Source organism: Neoroseomonas soli, assembly GCF_018129065.1.
Taxonomy (GTDB): domain Bacteria; phylum Pseudomonadota; class Alphaproteobacteria; order Acetobacterales; family Acetobacteraceae; genus Neoroseomonas; species Neoroseomonas soli.
Genome location: NZ_JAAEDM010000025.1, coordinates 36,248 through 50,781, shown reverse-complemented (window position 1 = coordinate 50,781; position 14,534 = coordinate 36,248). Strand labels below are relative to the sequence as shown.

At 70.2% G+C, this 14,534-nt stretch carries 13 protein-coding genes; 6 read left to right on the top strand and 7 right to left on the bottom strand.

Annotated elements, in window-relative coordinates:
• The 5 genes from infB to rpsO form a co-directional block, all read left to right on the top strand.
• Nucleotides 1–1,995 (top strand): translation initiation factor IF-2 (infB, locus tag GXW76_RS11470; RefSeq protein ID WP_246514127.1); only part of this gene is annotated, 1,995 nt, incomplete at its 5' end.
• Between the two features lie 185 nt (nucleotides 1,996–2,180).
• Nucleotides 2,181–2,594: a 30S ribosome-binding factor RbfA gene (gene rbfA, locus GXW76_RS11465; RefSeq protein WP_211862155.1), complete on the top strand. Its 414-nt coding sequence runs from the start codon at nucleotides 2,181–2,183 to the stop codon at nucleotides 2,592–2,594.
• Complete coding sequence (locus tag GXW76_RS11460; RefSeq protein ID WP_211862154.1) at nucleotides 2,591–2,980, top strand: acyl-CoA thioesterase; 390 nt, start codon at nucleotides 2,591–2,593, stop codon at nucleotides 2,978–2,980. The genes rbfA and GXW76_RS11460 overlap by 4 nt, the downstream gene beginning before the upstream one ends.
• Before the next feature lie 9 nt (nucleotides 2,981–2,989).
• Nucleotides 2,990–3,937 carry a tRNA pseudouridine(55) synthase TruB gene (truB, locus tag GXW76_RS11455; protein WP_211862153.1) on the top strand — a complete coding sequence of 316 codons (948 nt, stop codon included), beginning with the start codon at nucleotides 2,990–2,992 and terminating at the stop codon, nucleotides 3,935–3,937.
• 47 nt (nucleotides 3,938–3,984) lie between these two features.
• Nucleotides 3,985–4,254, top strand: a complete 270-nt coding sequence (rpsO, locus tag GXW76_RS11450) for a 30S ribosomal protein S15 (RefSeq protein ID WP_211862152.1) — start codon at nucleotides 3,985–3,987, stop codon at nucleotides 4,252–4,254.
• Between the two features lie 60 nt (nucleotides 4,255–4,314).
• Here the strand turns inward: rpsO and GXW76_RS11445 are convergent, their stop codons facing one another.
• From GXW76_RS11445 to dapB, 5 genes are all read right to left on the bottom strand, one after another.
• Complete coding sequence (locus GXW76_RS11445; RefSeq protein WP_246514126.1) at nucleotides 4,315–4,533, bottom strand: DUF4170 domain-containing protein; 219 nt, start codon at nucleotides 4,531–4,533, stop codon at nucleotides 4,315–4,317.
• A 136-nt stretch (nucleotides 4,534–4,669) separates the two neighbouring features.
• Entirely contained in the window at nucleotides 4,670–5,422 is a 753-nt protein-coding gene (locus GXW76_RS11440) for an SDR family NAD(P)-dependent oxidoreductase (RefSeq protein ID WP_456307105.1), read from the bottom strand.
• 128 nt (nucleotides 5,423–5,550) lie between these two features.
• Nucleotides 5,551–6,276: a tRNA (guanine(46)-N(7))-methyltransferase TrmB gene (gene trmB, locus GXW76_RS11435; RefSeq protein ID WP_211862150.1), complete on the bottom strand. Its 726-nt coding sequence runs from the start codon at nucleotides 6,274–6,276 to the stop codon at nucleotides 5,551–5,553.
• 62 nt (nucleotides 6,277–6,338) lie between these two features.
• Nucleotides 6,339–7,526 (bottom strand): methionine adenosyltransferase, encoded by a 1,188-nt coding sequence (metK, locus tag GXW76_RS11430; protein WP_211862149.1) that lies wholly within the window; start codon nucleotides 7,524–7,526, stop codon nucleotides 6,339–6,341.
• A 410-nt stretch (nucleotides 7,527–7,936) separates the two neighbouring features.
• Complete coding sequence (gene dapB / locus GXW76_RS11425; protein WP_211862148.1) at nucleotides 7,937–8,704, bottom strand: 4-hydroxy-tetrahydrodipicolinate reductase; 768 nt, start codon at nucleotides 8,702–8,704, stop codon at nucleotides 7,937–7,939.
• A gap of 258 nt (nucleotides 8,705–8,962) precedes the next feature.
• Between dapB and GXW76_RS11420 the strand changes: the two genes are divergently transcribed.
• Nucleotides 8,963–10,792 (top strand): TIR domain-containing protein, encoded by a 1,830-nt coding sequence (locus tag GXW76_RS11420; protein WP_211862147.1) that lies wholly within the window; start codon nucleotides 8,963–8,965, stop codon nucleotides 10,790–10,792.
• 86 nt (nucleotides 10,793–10,878) lie between these two features.
• On the opposite strand, the gene dnaJ is transcribed toward GXW76_RS11420, so the two are convergent.
• The gene (gene dnaJ / locus GXW76_RS11415; RefSeq protein WP_211862146.1) at nucleotides 10,879–12,030 is read right to left on the bottom strand and encodes a molecular chaperone DnaJ; all 1,152 of its coding nucleotides are present in this window, start codon (nucleotides 12,028–12,030) and stop codon (nucleotides 10,879–10,881) included.
• Between the two features lie 266 nt (nucleotides 12,031–12,296).
• A complete protein-coding gene (gene dnaK / locus GXW76_RS11410; RefSeq protein ID WP_211862145.1) occupies nucleotides 12,297–14,222 on the bottom strand; it encodes a molecular chaperone DnaK in 1,926 nt (641 codons plus the stop codon).
• Nucleotides 14,223–14,534: the final 312 nt, after the last annotated feature.

The following is a 14,534-nucleotide window of genomic DNA, read 5'->3' as shown; positions in this document are numbered from 1 at the left end:
CCCGCGGTGCGCCGCCCCGGCGGCCCGCCGGGCGCCCCCGGCCGCCGGCCCATGCCGGTGCCGGTCAAGAAGGCCGCGCCCAGCACCGACCGCCGCCGCGAAGGCCGCATCGACGTGCAGGCCGCCATCGAGGGCGAGGACGAGCGCAGCCGTTCCATCGCCTCGCTGCGCCGCGCCCGTGACCGCGAGCGGCGGCAGCAGGAACTGCAGCGCCTGCGCTCGGGTGCCGAGCGCGTGGTGCGCGACGTGGTGGTGCCGGAAGCCATCACCGTGCAGGAACTCGCGAACCGCATGGCCGCCCGTGGCGGCGAGGTGGTGAAGGCGCTGTTCCGCATGGGCGTCATGGCGACGCTGACCCAGTCCATCGACGCCGACACCGCGGAACTCGTGGTGCAGGAATTCGGCCACCGCGTGAAGCGCGTGAGCGAGTCCGACGTCGAGATCGGCCTGGAAGGTGCGGAGGATACCGACACCGACCTGGCGGCGCGCCCGCCCGTCGTCACGATCATGGGCCATGTCGACCACGGCAAGACCTCGCTGCTCGATGCGCTGCGCAAGACCGACGTGGTCGCGCACGAGGCCGGCGGCATCACGCAGCATATCGGCGCCTACCAGATCACCGTGCCCGACGGGTCCAAGGTGACCTTCATCGACACGCCGGGCCACGAGGCCTTCACCGCCATGCGCGCCCGCGGCGCGGGCGTGACGGACATGGTCGTGCTGGTCGTCGCGGCCGATGACGGCGTCATGCCGCAGACGGTCGAGGCGATCCGCCACGCCAAGGCGGCGGGCGTGCCGCTGATCGTCGCGGTCAACAAGATCGACAAGCCCGGCGTGAAGCCCGAGCGCGTGAAGCAGGAACTGCTGCAGCACGAGATCGTGGTGGAATCCCTCGGCGGCGACACGCAGGAGATCGAGGTCTCGGCGACGCAGCGCATCAACCTCGACAAGCTGCTCGAGGCGATCTCGCTGCAGGCCGAGGTGCTGGACCTGAAGGCCAACCCGAACCGCGCGGCGGAAGGCACCGTGATCGAATCGAAGCTCGATCGCGGCCGCGGCCCCGTGGCGACGGTGCTGGTCCAGAAGGGCACGCTGAAGCAGGGCGACATCGTGGTGGCCGGCGCCGAATGGGGCCGCGTGCGTGCGATGCTCGACGACAAGGGCCGCCAGTTGAAGGACGCGCCGCCGTCGCTGCCGGTGGAGATCCTGGGTCTTTCGGGCGTGCCCTCGGCCGGCGACAACTTCATCGCGGTCGAGAACGAGGCCCGCGCGCGCGAGGTCAGCGAGTTCCGCCAGCGCCGGGCCCGCGACAAGGCGGCGGCTGCCGCCGGTGCGGGCCGCGGCAACCTGACCGACATGCTGGCGCGCATCCAGGCGGGCGAGCAGAAGGAAGTCGCCGTCGTCGTGAAGGCCGACGTGCAGGGTTCCGCCGAGGCGATCGGCGTGACGCTCGGCAAGCTCGGCAACGACGAGGTGAAGGTCCGCGTGCTGCACTCCGCGGTGGGCCAGATCACCGAATCCGACATCCAGCTCGCGAAGGCGTCGGATGCCGTGATCGTCGCCTTCAACGTCCGCGCGACGTCGCAGGCGCGCGACCTGGCGGCCAAGGAAGGCGTCGATATCCGCTACTACTCGATCATCTACGAAGTCGCGGACGACATCGAGAAGCTCTACAAGGGCAAGCTTGCCCCTGTGCAGCGCGAGAAGTTCCTCGGCTACGCGCAGATCCTGCAGGTCTTCGAGGTCAAGAAGATCGGCAAGGTGGCAGGCTGCCGCGTGACGGAAGGCGTGGTGAAGCGTGGCGCGGGCGTGCGCCTGCTGCGCGACGGCGTCGTCATCCACCAGGGCGATCTCTCGACGCTGAAGCGCTTCAAGGACGACGTGCGCGAGGTGGGCAACGGCCTCGAATGCGGCATGTCCTTCGCGAACTACGACGACATCCGCGTCGGCGACCAGATCGAGTGCTATGAGGTCGAGACGGTGGCCGCCGCCTGACGGCGGCTTCCACCTGATTTTTGTGTGCCCTCGGGCGCCGGGCGCGCGCATCCGCGCGCCTGGCTTACGCGCCCTGCGCTGTCGCATCGGCGACGAAGGGCGGTCTGGGCGCGGTCGCGCTTTGCGCTCCCGGCGCGGCAGGGCCGCGCCGCAGGTTGCGCCCGGTTAGGGCGGATAGGTTCCGAATGAGCAAGCAACACGGCCGTGGCCATGGCGAAGGCCCTTCCCAGCGACAGCTCCGCGTCGCCGAGGAAGTGCGCCACGCGCTTTGCGCCGTCTTCGCGCGGGAGGAATTCCGCGACCCCGATCTGCATGGGCTGCACGTGACCGTCACGGAAGTCCGCGCCTCGCCCGACCTCAAGCACGTGACAGCCTTTGTCTCGGCGCTGGGGAAGGACCTGACGGATGGGCAACTCGCGGCGCTGAAGCGCGTCTCGCCCTTCCTGCGGCGGGAGGTGGCGCGTTCCGTCCGGCTGAAATTCGCCCCCGACCTGCATTTCCAGCCCGACACCGCGCTCGGCTATGCCATGCACATCAACGAGGTGATGCACCGCCCCGAGGTGCAGCGCGACCTGGCGACACGGAAGGAGGAGGAATGACCGCCTCCCCGCCCGGAGAGGCGCCGCAGGTCCGTGTCATCGCCATGCCGGCCGATGCCAATCCCGCCGGGGATATCTTCGGCGGCTGGCTGATGGCGCACATGGACCAGGCGGGCGCCTCCGTCGCGCTGCGGCGCGCGCGCGGCCGCGTCGCGACCGTCGCGGTGGAGGCGATGACCTTCCACCTGCCCGTGCGCGTCGGCGACGAGGTCAGCCTCTATGGCCGCCTGCTCGGCGTGGGCCGCAGTTCCATCCGCGTGCATGTCGAGGCCTGGCGCCGCGACCGCACGGCCGAGGACGACGCCCGCGTGACCGAGGCGACTTTCACCTTCGTGGCGCTGGACGACGAATCCCGCCCACGCCCCGTGCCCCCCGAAAGCGACTGATTCCCAAACATGGCGCAGCGCCACCGCAAGCCCAAGGGCCGGCCGATCGACGGCTGGCTGATCATCGACAAGCCGACCGGCATCGGCTCGACCGATGTCGTCACCATCTGCAAGCGCGCCTTCCAGGCGCAGAAATGCGGCCATGGCGGCACGCTGGATCCGTTGGCGACGGGCGTATTGCCGATCGCCTTCGGGGCGGCGACCAAGACCGTTCCCTACGTGATGGACGGGACGAAGCAGTATCGCTTCACGCTTCGGCTGGGCGAGGCGCGGGATTCCGACGACGCCGACGGCAACGTCACCGGCACCAGCGATGTCCGCCCGACCGACGAGCAGATCCGTGCCGCCCTGCCCGCCTTCACCGGCGACATCATGCAGGTCCCGCCGATCTTCTCCGCCATCAAGGTGGCCGGCGAACGCGCCTATGACCTGGCGCGGGCCGGCGAGGCCGTGGAACTCGCCGCCCGCCCGGCGCGCGTGGACCGCTTCGAACTGATCGAGCGGCCGGATGCCGACACCGCCGTGTTCTTCGTCGAATCCGGCAAGGGCGTCTACATGCGCTCCCTGGCGCGGGACGTCGCCAAGGCCTGCGGCACGCTAGGGCATATCGCAGCCCTGCGCCGCATGCGGGTCGGACCCTTCCTCGAGAAGGATGCGGTTGCGCTGGACAGGATCGCCGTTTCCGGCGATACCCCGCCCCCTTCCCCGGACCTTCTGCTTCCGGTGACGACCGCGCTGGCCGACATCCCGGCGCTGGCCCTCACCGAGGCCGAGGCCACCCGCATGTCCTTCGGCCAGCCCATTCCGCTGGTCGAATTGATGGGCCGGGTTCCGCGCGAGGCCAACCCCGATGGGGGCCTGGCCAGGGCGATGGCGGGGGGGCGCCTGATGGGTCTTGCCCGCTTCGAGGACGGCTTGCTGAAGCCGGAGCGGTGGCTGGGCCAGGGCGGCAACTGAAGCCCGCCGAAGGCGTCCGCGCCCGGCCAACACAAAGGACGAACCCGATGTCGATCACTGCGGAGCGCCGCCAGGCGCTCATCCTGGACTATGCGACCAAGCCGGGTGACACCGGCAGCCCGGAAGTGCAGGTCGCGATCCTCTCCGAGCGCATCTCCAACCTCACCGAGCACCTCAAGACCCACGCGAAGGACTTCCATTCGCGCCGTGGCCTTCTCGTGCTGGTCGGCCAGCGCCGTGGCCTGCTCGACTACCTGAAGCGCAAGAGCCAGACGCGCTACACGACGCTGATCGGGCGGCTCAACCTGCGCCGCTGACCCGGGCGCAGAGCCGAGCGTGACATCTGGACGGCCGGCATTTGCCGGCCGTTCTGCCGTTCAGGCCGCGGCGCCGCCGGGCCGCGGCACTTCGATCACGAAGAGCCGGTGCTGCGCTGTATCCACGCGGCGACGCATCTCGTCGCGCCAGACGCGCTCGGCCGTCTCGGCATCGTGGAAGGGGCCGAAGCATTCCTCCGAGCCGGGCTCGAGTTCCTGCCAGGCGGAATCCGTGAAGACCCCACCCCACACAAACCAGAGTTTCCGTTCGGCCATCATCTTCTCTCCTGCATCATGATGCGCGTGACATATCATGTTGCGTCGCAGCACGCGCCCCCGCGTTGCGTTGCCTCAAATCCCAAGGGCCTTCCGGCCCTTGGCGGGTGGATCCGGGGGCAGAGCCCTCCCGCCCGTTTCAGGGTGGCAGCCGCAGTGCCGAATCCAACCTCAGCGTGGTCCCGTTCAGCAGCGGATTGGTGCAGATCGCCATCACCAGCCGCGCGAATTCCTCCGGCCGCCCCAGCCGTGCCGGGAAGGGCGGCAGGGCGCGGATGGCAGCCTGCGCGGCCTCCGGCAGGCCGGCGAGCATCGGTGTCTCGAACAGGCCGGGCGCGATGGTGACGACGCGGATGCCGGTCTTGGCCAGTTCGCGCGCCGCTGGCAGCGTCAGCCCGACAACGCCTGCCTTGGACGCGGCATAGGCGCATTGCCCGACCTGCCCGTCCTCCGCGGCGATGGAGGCGGTGTTGACGATCACGCCGCGCTCCCCATCCGGCGCGGTGACCGGCAGCGCCTGCATGCGTTGCGCGGCGAGCCGCAGCACATTGAAGGTGCCGAGCAGGTTCACCCGCAGCGTCTTCTCGAACAGCGCCAGGTCATGCGGGCCGCCGCGTCCCACCACGCGCCCGGCCGGCGCAATCCCGGCGCAGTTCACCGCAAGCCGCAGCGGCCCGAGGCCGGCGGCGGCTTCCAGGGCGCTGGCGACATCGGCCTCGCTGGCGACGTCGCCGGCGACGGGCGTCGCGCCGCATCGGGCGGCGAGCGCGGCGAGGCCCTCGGCATTGAGGTCCATCGCCACGACGCGCATGCCGGCGGCGGCGAGCGCCTCGGCCGTCGCTGCGCCGAGGCCCGATCCCGCGCCGGTCACCAGCGCGGCGTTGCCTGTCATCTCCATGCCGTTCCCTCCCGCGTCGCGCGGCAGGCGAAAGCGGTTTCCATACCGGTGGAAGCCGCTCTCGCCGTGTCCGAGCGAGCATCTTCGCGCATACGGCTGATCCCAGCCGTATGCGATCAGCTCTAGGCCGGCGCGTCGGTGCGGCGGAAGGTCCAGTAGTGCGGGATGCGACCTTCCCGGATCGCCTTGGCCTCGTAGCGCGTCGCGAACCAGCCCGCCGGGCGTTCGCCGGTCACGAGGCTTTCCCGCGCGAAGAACGGCTGGTCCGCGAAACTTTCCTCGACCCAGGCCTGATAGGTCGGGTCGTCGCTGGCGATGCGCCATTCGGCGCCCGCGCGCAGCACGCGCGCGACCAGCGGCAGCATGGCCGGGTGCACGAAGCGCCGCTTGGCGTGCCGCGCCTTCGGCCAGGGATCGGGGAACATCAGGTAGAGCCGGCCGAGCACCGCATCGGGCAGAAGCGCCACCAGGTGCCGCGCATCCTCGGGCCAGAGGCGCAGGCGGTCCGGCACGGGGGCGGTGGCTTCCTCCTCCTCCGGCACCAGGCGGGTGAGCAGGGAGCAGAGGCCGTTCTCGAAGACTTCCGAGGCGATCAGCGCCACCTCGGGGTGCGCCTCGCGCAGGGCGAGGGCGTGCTCGCCGCCGCCGAAGCCGACCTCGAGCCAGAGGTCGGCCGCGTCGGGGAAGATCGCGCGCGGATGCGCGGCCTCGGCCGCGGTCAGACGGAAGCGCGGCAGGGAAAGCTCGATCAGCCTTTCCTGCCGCGGCCGCAGCGGGTGACCGCGGCGCCGGCCATAGAGACGGTCGGGGATGCCTTCCGGCGTCAGCGACGGCGCGCGATGCGGCATCTCCGCGCCCTCTGCCGCCGGCGGCGCGTTCCCGCCGCCCGTCTTTCCGGCGCCGCTGTCCATCACCGGCCGAAGGCGCGCTTCAGCTCGTCCACCAGGTCGGTCTTCTCCCAGGTGAAGGTGCCCTTCTCCTCCTCCGGCGTGCGGCCGAAATGGCCGTAGGCGGCGGTCGGGACGTAGATCGGGCGGTTCAGGTGCAGGTGCTCCCGGATGCCGCGCGGGGAAAGGTTCACCAGGCCGTCCACGACCTTGGCGAGCTTCACCTCGTCGATGTCACGCCCTGTGCCATGCAGGTCGAAATACACGGACAGCGGCTTGGACACGCCGATCGCGTAGGAAACCTGGATGGTGCACTTGGCAGCGAGGCCAGCGGCGACGACGTTCTTGGCCACGTAGCGCGCGGCATAGGCGGCCGAGCGGTCCACCTTCGTCGGATCCTTGCCGGAGAACGCGCCGCCGCCATGCGGTGCCGCGCCACCATAGGTGTCCACGATGATCTTGCGCCCGGTCAGTCCGCAGTCGCCGTCCGGGCCGCCAATGACGAACTGGCCAGTCGGGTTCACGTAGAACTCGTTGTCCGGGCACATCCAGCCCTTGGGCAGGCTGCTCTCGACGATCGGGCGCAGCAGGCGCTTGATCTCGGCCTGCTCCATGCCGTCCACATGCTGGGTCGAGACGACGACGGAGGTTGCGCCGACCGGCTTGCCGTCGACGTAGCGCAGCGTGACCTGGGACTTGGCGTCGGGCAGCAGGCCCGCCACCGCCTTGTCCTTGTTGCGGCGCATCTCGCTGATGCGGCGCAGGATCAGGTGAGCATAGTAGAGCGGCGCGGGCATGAGGTCCGGCGTCTCGGTGCAGGCGTAGCCGAACATGATGCCCTGGTCGCCGGCGCCTTCGTCCTTGTTGCCGGCGGCGTCCACGCCCTGCGCGATGTGCGCGGACTGGGCATGCAGGTGGCAGGCGATCTCGGCATTCTGCCAGTGGAAGCCTTCCTGCTCGTAGCCGATGTCATGGATCGCCATGCGGGCGAGATGCATCAGGTACTCGGCCGTCACGGCACCGGGGCCGCGGACCTCGCCGGCGAGCACGACACGGTTGGTCGTCACCAGCGTCTCGCAGGCCACGCGCGAATAGGGATCCGCCGTCAGGAAGGCGTCCAGGACGGTGTCGGAGATCCGATCCGCCACCTTGTCCGGGTGGCCCTCGGAAACCGATTCGGACGTGAAGAGATACTCGCCGGTATCGCGCATGGCTTGGTTCGGCCTCTTGTCGCGGGAAGATGCCGGCGGGAAGCCCCGGCAGGCTGGGCCCCGGGGAATCCGGGATTGGGGGCGTATCGCAAGGGGGTGTGGCGGGGTCAAGGCATGGCCCCGGCCAAGGGGGAGCTGCCCCCTGGACCCCAGCCAAAGGCCGAAAGGCCTTTGGAAACCGGAACCTGCTTTAGCACTTTACGATTTTAGGCATTTATCGCTTCGGGCGAGGCCCGGGCGCAGGATTGCTGCGACCCGAAAGTGTATCAGGAAAACTTTCCCGCCAGCAACCTCGTGCGCCGGACAGTCGAGGCCCCCAGGGCTGCAGCCTCCAATGACCCGGTCCCGGGTTCCGAGGGCCTTTCGGCCCTCGGCGGGGTGGTCCGGAGGGGCGGCGCCCCTCCGGTGCCTCACATCCCCAGCACGTCTTTCATCGAATAGAGCCCCGCCGCCTTCCCCTTCGCCCAGACCGCCGCCCGCACCGCGCCGGTGGCATAGACCCGCCGGTCGAAGGACCGGTGCGTCAGGCTGATGTGTTCGGAAGCCGCCGCGAAGATCAGCGTGTGCTCGCCCACCACCTGCCCGCCGCGCAGCGCCGCGAAGCCGATGGTGCCGGTGCCGCGTGCGCCGGTGTGCCCGTCGCGTCCGCTTTCCTTGCCGGCCGCTTCCAGCGTGGTGCCGCGCCCGGCGGCCACGGCGCGCCCGAGGGCGACGGCGGTGCCCGAGGGCGCGTCCACCTTCTGCCGGTGGTGCATCTCGACGATCTCGGCGTCGTACTGCGCGGGCGGCAGGGCGGCGGCCATGCGTTCGGCGATGGCAAGGAAGAGGTTCACGCCCGGCGCGAAATTGGCCGCATAGACGATGGGAATGCGCTTCGCGGCCTCGGCCACCGCGGCCTCGTCATCCGCCGAGAGGCCGGAGGTGCCTAGGATCAGCGGCGTGCCGCTGTCCGCCGCGGCCTGCACATGGGTGCGGGCGACATGGGCGTGGGTGAAGTCGATCACGACATCCGACGCGCCGCAGAGCGCGCCGAAATCCGGCAGGACGGCGGCGCCGGCCGGCGCGGCGCCGGAACGCAGCGTGCCGCCCGCGAGGGCCGCGCCGGCGGCGGGCACTTCCTCGGCGAGCAGGCGGCCCATGCGGCCGGTGATGCCGGCGATGCCGATGCGGATGGTCATGGCGCGGTTCCCCCGTGGCTGAGCGGCCAGCCTGTGCGGGTGCGGGGCGCGCGGGTCAAGCGGGTGTTCCGAGAGGGGCGCCGCCCCTTTCCTCGCCAAAGGCCAGGGCGATCAGGTCAGGCGAGCGAAACAGTCTGCTGCCGCACTTGTCGCCGAGGGTTGCGCCGTCGTTGACTACAGTCGGCTCGATACATTCTAGCATTCCCGACGGCCATCACGCCGCCCGTCGCAACTGGCGGCTCAGCGGACGGAACACCCATGGCGGACGTGTTCATCAGCTACAATTCGCGTCGGAGGAATATCGCGGAACAACTCGTCCGCGTGCTCGAACTGAATGGCTATTCGGTTTGGCATGATCGGCAGCTCATGGCCGGGGCAGGGTTCTCGCAGGAGATCGAGCGGGAACTGCGTGCCGCACGTGCCGTTGTGGTGGTCTGGTGCAACCTTGCGGTGACAAGCGAATGGGTGCGCGAGGAAGCGAGCCTGGCGAAGCGCCTGCGCACCATGATCCCGGTCCGGCTGGAGCGCGCCGAGGTGCCGCTGGGCTTCGGAACGCTGCAAAGCATCGACCTTTCAGGCTGGGACGGCGCGCCGCGAAGCCACCTGCTCGACCCGTTGCTGCTCGAGGTTGCGCGGCTCGTCGGACGCGATCCGGTGCCGCAGGTGCGCGAGCTCATGGAATTCGACAAGGCCTGGCGCCGCGCGGGCGGCTCGTCCTCGACGCCATCGGCCGGCGGGGGCGATGCCGGGCCGGCGTCCGCGCCCCATCTCGGAGCCTCGGCGGCGGCTGTCGCCGCGGAAACTGCGGCGGATGATCCCCGCGCCGTGTCGACCGCGCGTCCGGCGCCCGCCGCCGCCGACGCGCCGGCGATGCCGGCGGCTACGCCGCTCGCGCCGCCCGACCGGCCATCCATCGCCGTCCTGCCCTTCGACAATCTCAGCGACGACCAGGGCAAGGGCTACTTCGCCGACGGCATCGTGGAAGGGATCATCACCGGCCTCTCCCGGAAGCGCTGGCTCCTCGTCATCGCGCGCAACTCCACCTTCACCTACAGGGGCCGCGCGGTCGATGTGAAGCAGATCGGGCGCGAGCTCGGCGTGCGCTACGTGCTGGAGGGCAGCGTCCAGATTTCCGCCGGCCGGCTGAGGATCAGCGTGCAGCTCGTGGACACGACGACAGGCGCGCATATCTGGGCCGAACGCTACGATCGCACGATCGAGGATGTCTTCGAGCTGCAGGACGAGGTGAGCGGGGCTGTGGTCGGGATGCTCTCGCCGCAGCTCGAGAGGGCGGAGATGACGCGTGCGCGCCGGAAGCCGACCGAAAGCCTGGATGCCTACGACTACTACCTGCGCGGCGTCGAGTTCGCACGCCAATGGACCAGGGAGTCCTTCACCGAGGCCCTCCGGCTGCTCATCCAAGCCACGGAGATCGATCCCGGCTACGCCGCGGCCTACGGCGCCGCGGCCATCACGTACGATCAGCTCGATTCGAACGGCTGGCTGACCGACCGGGCCGCCGGGGCGGCGGAAGCCCTGCGCCTGGCGCGACGGGCGGTGGAACTGGGCAAGGACGATGCGCTGGCGCTGTGCCACGCGGCGCATGCGATCGCCCGCTTCAGCGATAGCGACGCCGGAGCCGAGTTGATCGAGGTGGCGCTTGCGCTCGATCCCAACCTCGTCCAGGTCTGGCTTACCGGGGGCCTGATCAAGGTCTGGCAGGGCGAGCCCGAAGTGGCGATCCAGCGCTTCGCGCGCGCCATGCGGCTCAGCCCCGTGGATCCGCGAACCTTTGTCTTCCAGGGCGGAACCGCTGCCGCGCATTTCATCGCGGGGCGCCTGGATGAAGCGCGGCTTTGGGCGGCGCGGGCTCTCCGCAACCAGCCGGCCTATGGGTTGGCCCTCCGCGTCGCGGCCGCCGCCAATGCGATGTGCGGCCGGGCGGAGGAGGCGCAGGCGGCGCTCGAGGCATTGCGCAGCCAGGACCCGGGCCTGCGCGTCTCCAACCTCCGGGAACGGGCGCCATGGGACCGCGAGAGTCTCGCCCTGCTGGCCGAGGGCCTGCGCAAGGCAGGGCTGCCGGACTAGATGCGCCGGCGGCCTTATGGGTCCAGGGGACCTTAGTCCCCTTGCGGGGGGGTTCGAGGGGGCAGAGCCCCCTCGATCCGGCCTGGCTACCGCCCCAACCCGTCCCAGAACTCCTTCACCTTGGCGAAGAAGCCCTCGCTTTCCGGGTGGGTCTTGCCGCCCTTGGACGCCTCGGACTCGAACTGCTCGAGCAGTTCGCGCTGCTTCGGCGTCAGGTTCTGCGGCGTCTCGACGCTGACCTGCACGTACATGTCCCCGCGCGCGGCGGAGCGCAGCACGGAGAACCCCTTCCCCCGCAGGCGGAACTGGTCGCCCGTCTGCGTGCCGGCCGGGATGGTCACGCGGGCGCGGCCACCGTCGATGCTCGGCACCTCCACATGCCCGCCGAGTGCCGCCTGCGTCAGGCGCAGGGGCACGCGGATGAAGATGTTCGCCCCGTCCCGCTGGAAGATCGCATGCGGCTTCACCGCGATATCCACGTAGAGGTCGCCCGAGGGCGCGCCGCGAAGCCCGGCCTCGCCCTCGCCCGCCAGGCGGATGCGCGTGCCGTCCTCCACCCCCGGCGGGACGGTGACGTTCAGCGAGCGGTCGCGCTGCACACGCCCCGCGCCGTGGCAGATCTTGCACGGGTTCTTGATGATGCGCCCGGAACCACCGCAGGTCGGGCAGGTGCGCTCGATCAGGAAGAAGCCCTGCTGCGCGCGGATCTTGCCCTGGCCGTTGCAGCCCGGGCAGGTCTGCGCGCCGGTGGAGGAGGCACCTTCCGCACCCGTCCCCTTGCACGCCTCGCAGGAGACGGAGGTGGGGATGCGGATGTTGGTCTTGGTGCCGGCGAAGGCTTCCTCGAGCGTGATCTCGACCTGGGTGCGCAGGTCCGCGCCACGGCCGGTGGCGCCGCCGCGCGAACGCCCGCCGCCGCCGAAACGGCCGAACATCTCCTCGAAGATGTCCTCGAAGGCGCCGCCGAAGGGGCTGCCGCCGCCGTGGAAGCCGCCGCCGCCGGGCCCGCCCTGCTCGAAGGCGGCGTGCCCGAAGCGGTCATAGGCCGCGCGCTTCTCGGCATCCTTGAGGACGTCGTAGGCCTCGTTCAGTTCCTTGAACTTCGCCTCGGCATCCGTGTTCCCGTGGTTGCGGTCGGGGTGCCACTTCATGGCGAACTTGCGGTAGGCCTTCTTCAAGGCCTCCTCGTCGGCGTCGCGGGCGACGCCGAGAACCTCGTAGTAGTCACGCTTTGACATTGTGTCCCTCAGGCGCCGGGCGCGCCGCATCCGCGGCGCTTGGCTTCGCGCGGCCAGGACGCACCCGGCGCGACGCACGGTCGCGCGCGGTCGCGCTTCGCGCTCCCGCATCGCGGCAGGCCGCGATCCGCAGGTTGCGCTGCGCCTGGGCGTCCGGGTTGGTTGCGGCCAAGGGCGCGCCCGTCATCGCGGCAGTCCCGAAAGTGCGCCGCCCGGTCCTTGGGGGAACCGGGCGGCACGGCTCATGTTCGGCGCGATCCGTCCGCTCAGGACGGCTTGCGCTTGTTCGGGTCCACTTCCTCGAACTCGGCATCAACGACCTTGTCGCCGCCCGCCGCGCCCGAGGCGCCGCCGGCGCCGCCCTGCTCGCCTTCGGCCGGCTTCTCGGCCTGCGACTTGTAGAGCGACTCGCCCATCTTCATCGCCGCCTGGCCGAGGCGCTCACTCGCGCGCGTCACGGCGTCCGCGTCCTGCTTCTCGATCGCGGCGCGGGCGTCGGCGATGGCGGCCTCCACGTCCGACTTCTCGGTCGGGCCGAGCTTGTCGCCGTTCTCCTTCAGCGTGCGCTCGGTCGAGTGCACCAGCGCGTCGAGCTGGTTGCGGGCCTCGACGTTCTCGCGGCGCTTCTTGTCGTCCTCGGCGTGCGCCTCGGCGTCCTTGACCATCCGCTCGATGTCGGCGTCCGACAGGCCGGACTTGGCCTGGATGCGGATCTGCTGCTCCTTGCCGGTCGCCTTGTCCTTCGCGCTGACGGAGACGATGCCGTTCGCGTCGATGTCGAAGGTGACCTCGACCTGCGGCACGCCGCGCGGCGCGGGCGGGATGCCCGTGAGGTCGAAGGTGCCGAGCTGCTTGTTGTCGGCCGCCATCTCCCGCTCGCCCTGGTAGACCTTGATGGTCACCGCGGTCTGGTTGTCGTCGGCCGTGGAGAAGACCTGCGACTTCTTGGTCGGGATGGTGGTGTTGCGGTCGATCAGGCGCGTGAACACGCCGCCCAGCGTCTCGATGCCGAGCGACAGCGGCGTCACGTCGAGCAGCAGCACGTCCTTGACGTCGCCCTTGAGCACGCCGCCCTGGATCGCCGCGCCGATGGCCACGACCTCGTCCGGGTTGACGTTGCGCGCGGGGTCCTTGCCGAAGAAGGCCTTCACCGTCTCGATGGTGCGCGGCATGCGCGTCATGCCACCGACGAGGATGACCTCGTCGATCTCGCCGGCCGAAAGGCCCGCATCGCGCAGCGCCTGCTTGCACGGTTCGAGGGTGCGCTGGATCAGGTCGTCCACCAGGGCCTCGAGCTTCGCGCGCGTCAGCTTCATCACCAGGTGCTTCGGCCCGGAGGCGTCGGCGGTGATGAAGGGCAGGTTGATCTCGGTCTCCTTGGCGGAGGACAGCTCGATCTTCGCCTTCTCGGCCGCTTCCTTGAGGCGCTGCAGCGCGAGCTTGTCGCCGCGCAGGTCGATGCCCTGCTCCTTGCGGAACTCCTCGGCCAGGTAGTCGATGATGCGCTGGTCGAAGTCCTCGCCGCCCAGGAAGGTGTCGCCGTTGGTGGATTTCACCTCGAAGACGCCGTCGCCGATCTCGAGGATCGAGATGTCGAAGGTGCCGCCGCCGAGGTCATAGACCGCGATGGTGCCGGTCTTCTTCTGGTCCATGCCGTAGGCCAGCGCGGCGGCCGTCGGCTCGTTGATGATGCGCAGCACCTCGAGGCCGGCGACCGCGCCGGCTTCCTTGGTCGCCTGGCGCTGGGCGTCGTTGAAATAGGCGGGGACGGTGATGACGGCCTGGGTGACGGTCTCGCCGAGGTAGGCCTCGGCCGTCTCCTTCATCTTGGTCAGGACCATCGCGCTGATCTGCTGCGGCGCGAAGGACTTGCCGTCCACCTCGACCCAGGCGTCGCCGTTGGCGGCCTTGGTGATGTGGAAGGGCGCGAGGTCGATGTCCTTCTGCACCATCGGGTCGTCGAAGCGGCGGCCGATCAGGCGCTTAACCGCGTAGAGCGTGCCCATCGGGTTGGTCACCGCCTGGCGCTTGGCGGACTGGCCGACGAGACGCTCGCCGTTCTTCGCGAAGGCGACCATGGAGGGGGTGGTGCGGGCACCCTCGGCGTTCTCGATGACCCGGACGTCCTTGCCTTCCATGATGGCGACGCACGAGTTGGTGGTGCCGAGGTCGATGCCGATGACCTTGCTCATCCGATACTCTCCTCTGCGGCAGGCGGGTTCGGCCCGGAAGTGGCGCCGTGCCCGCCCCCTGTGCTGACCGGCGGCGTTGGCCGCCGCGGATGGTGGCTGGGGGTCCCCGCGGGGGCGGGGGTCGTGACGAACGGGATGTATTGATCCGCGGGGCGGCGGACAAGTCCCGGACCGCCCGCCCTGTCGGGCTTTGTGCCGCGTGGGGCGCAGGGGCGCCTTGCGGCGGCGCAAGGCCGGCGCAGCCGTGGATAGGCCTTGTGCCGGCCGGGCTCGGCTTCCTAGCCTACCCGGCGCCCATTTCCTGTGCCCGGG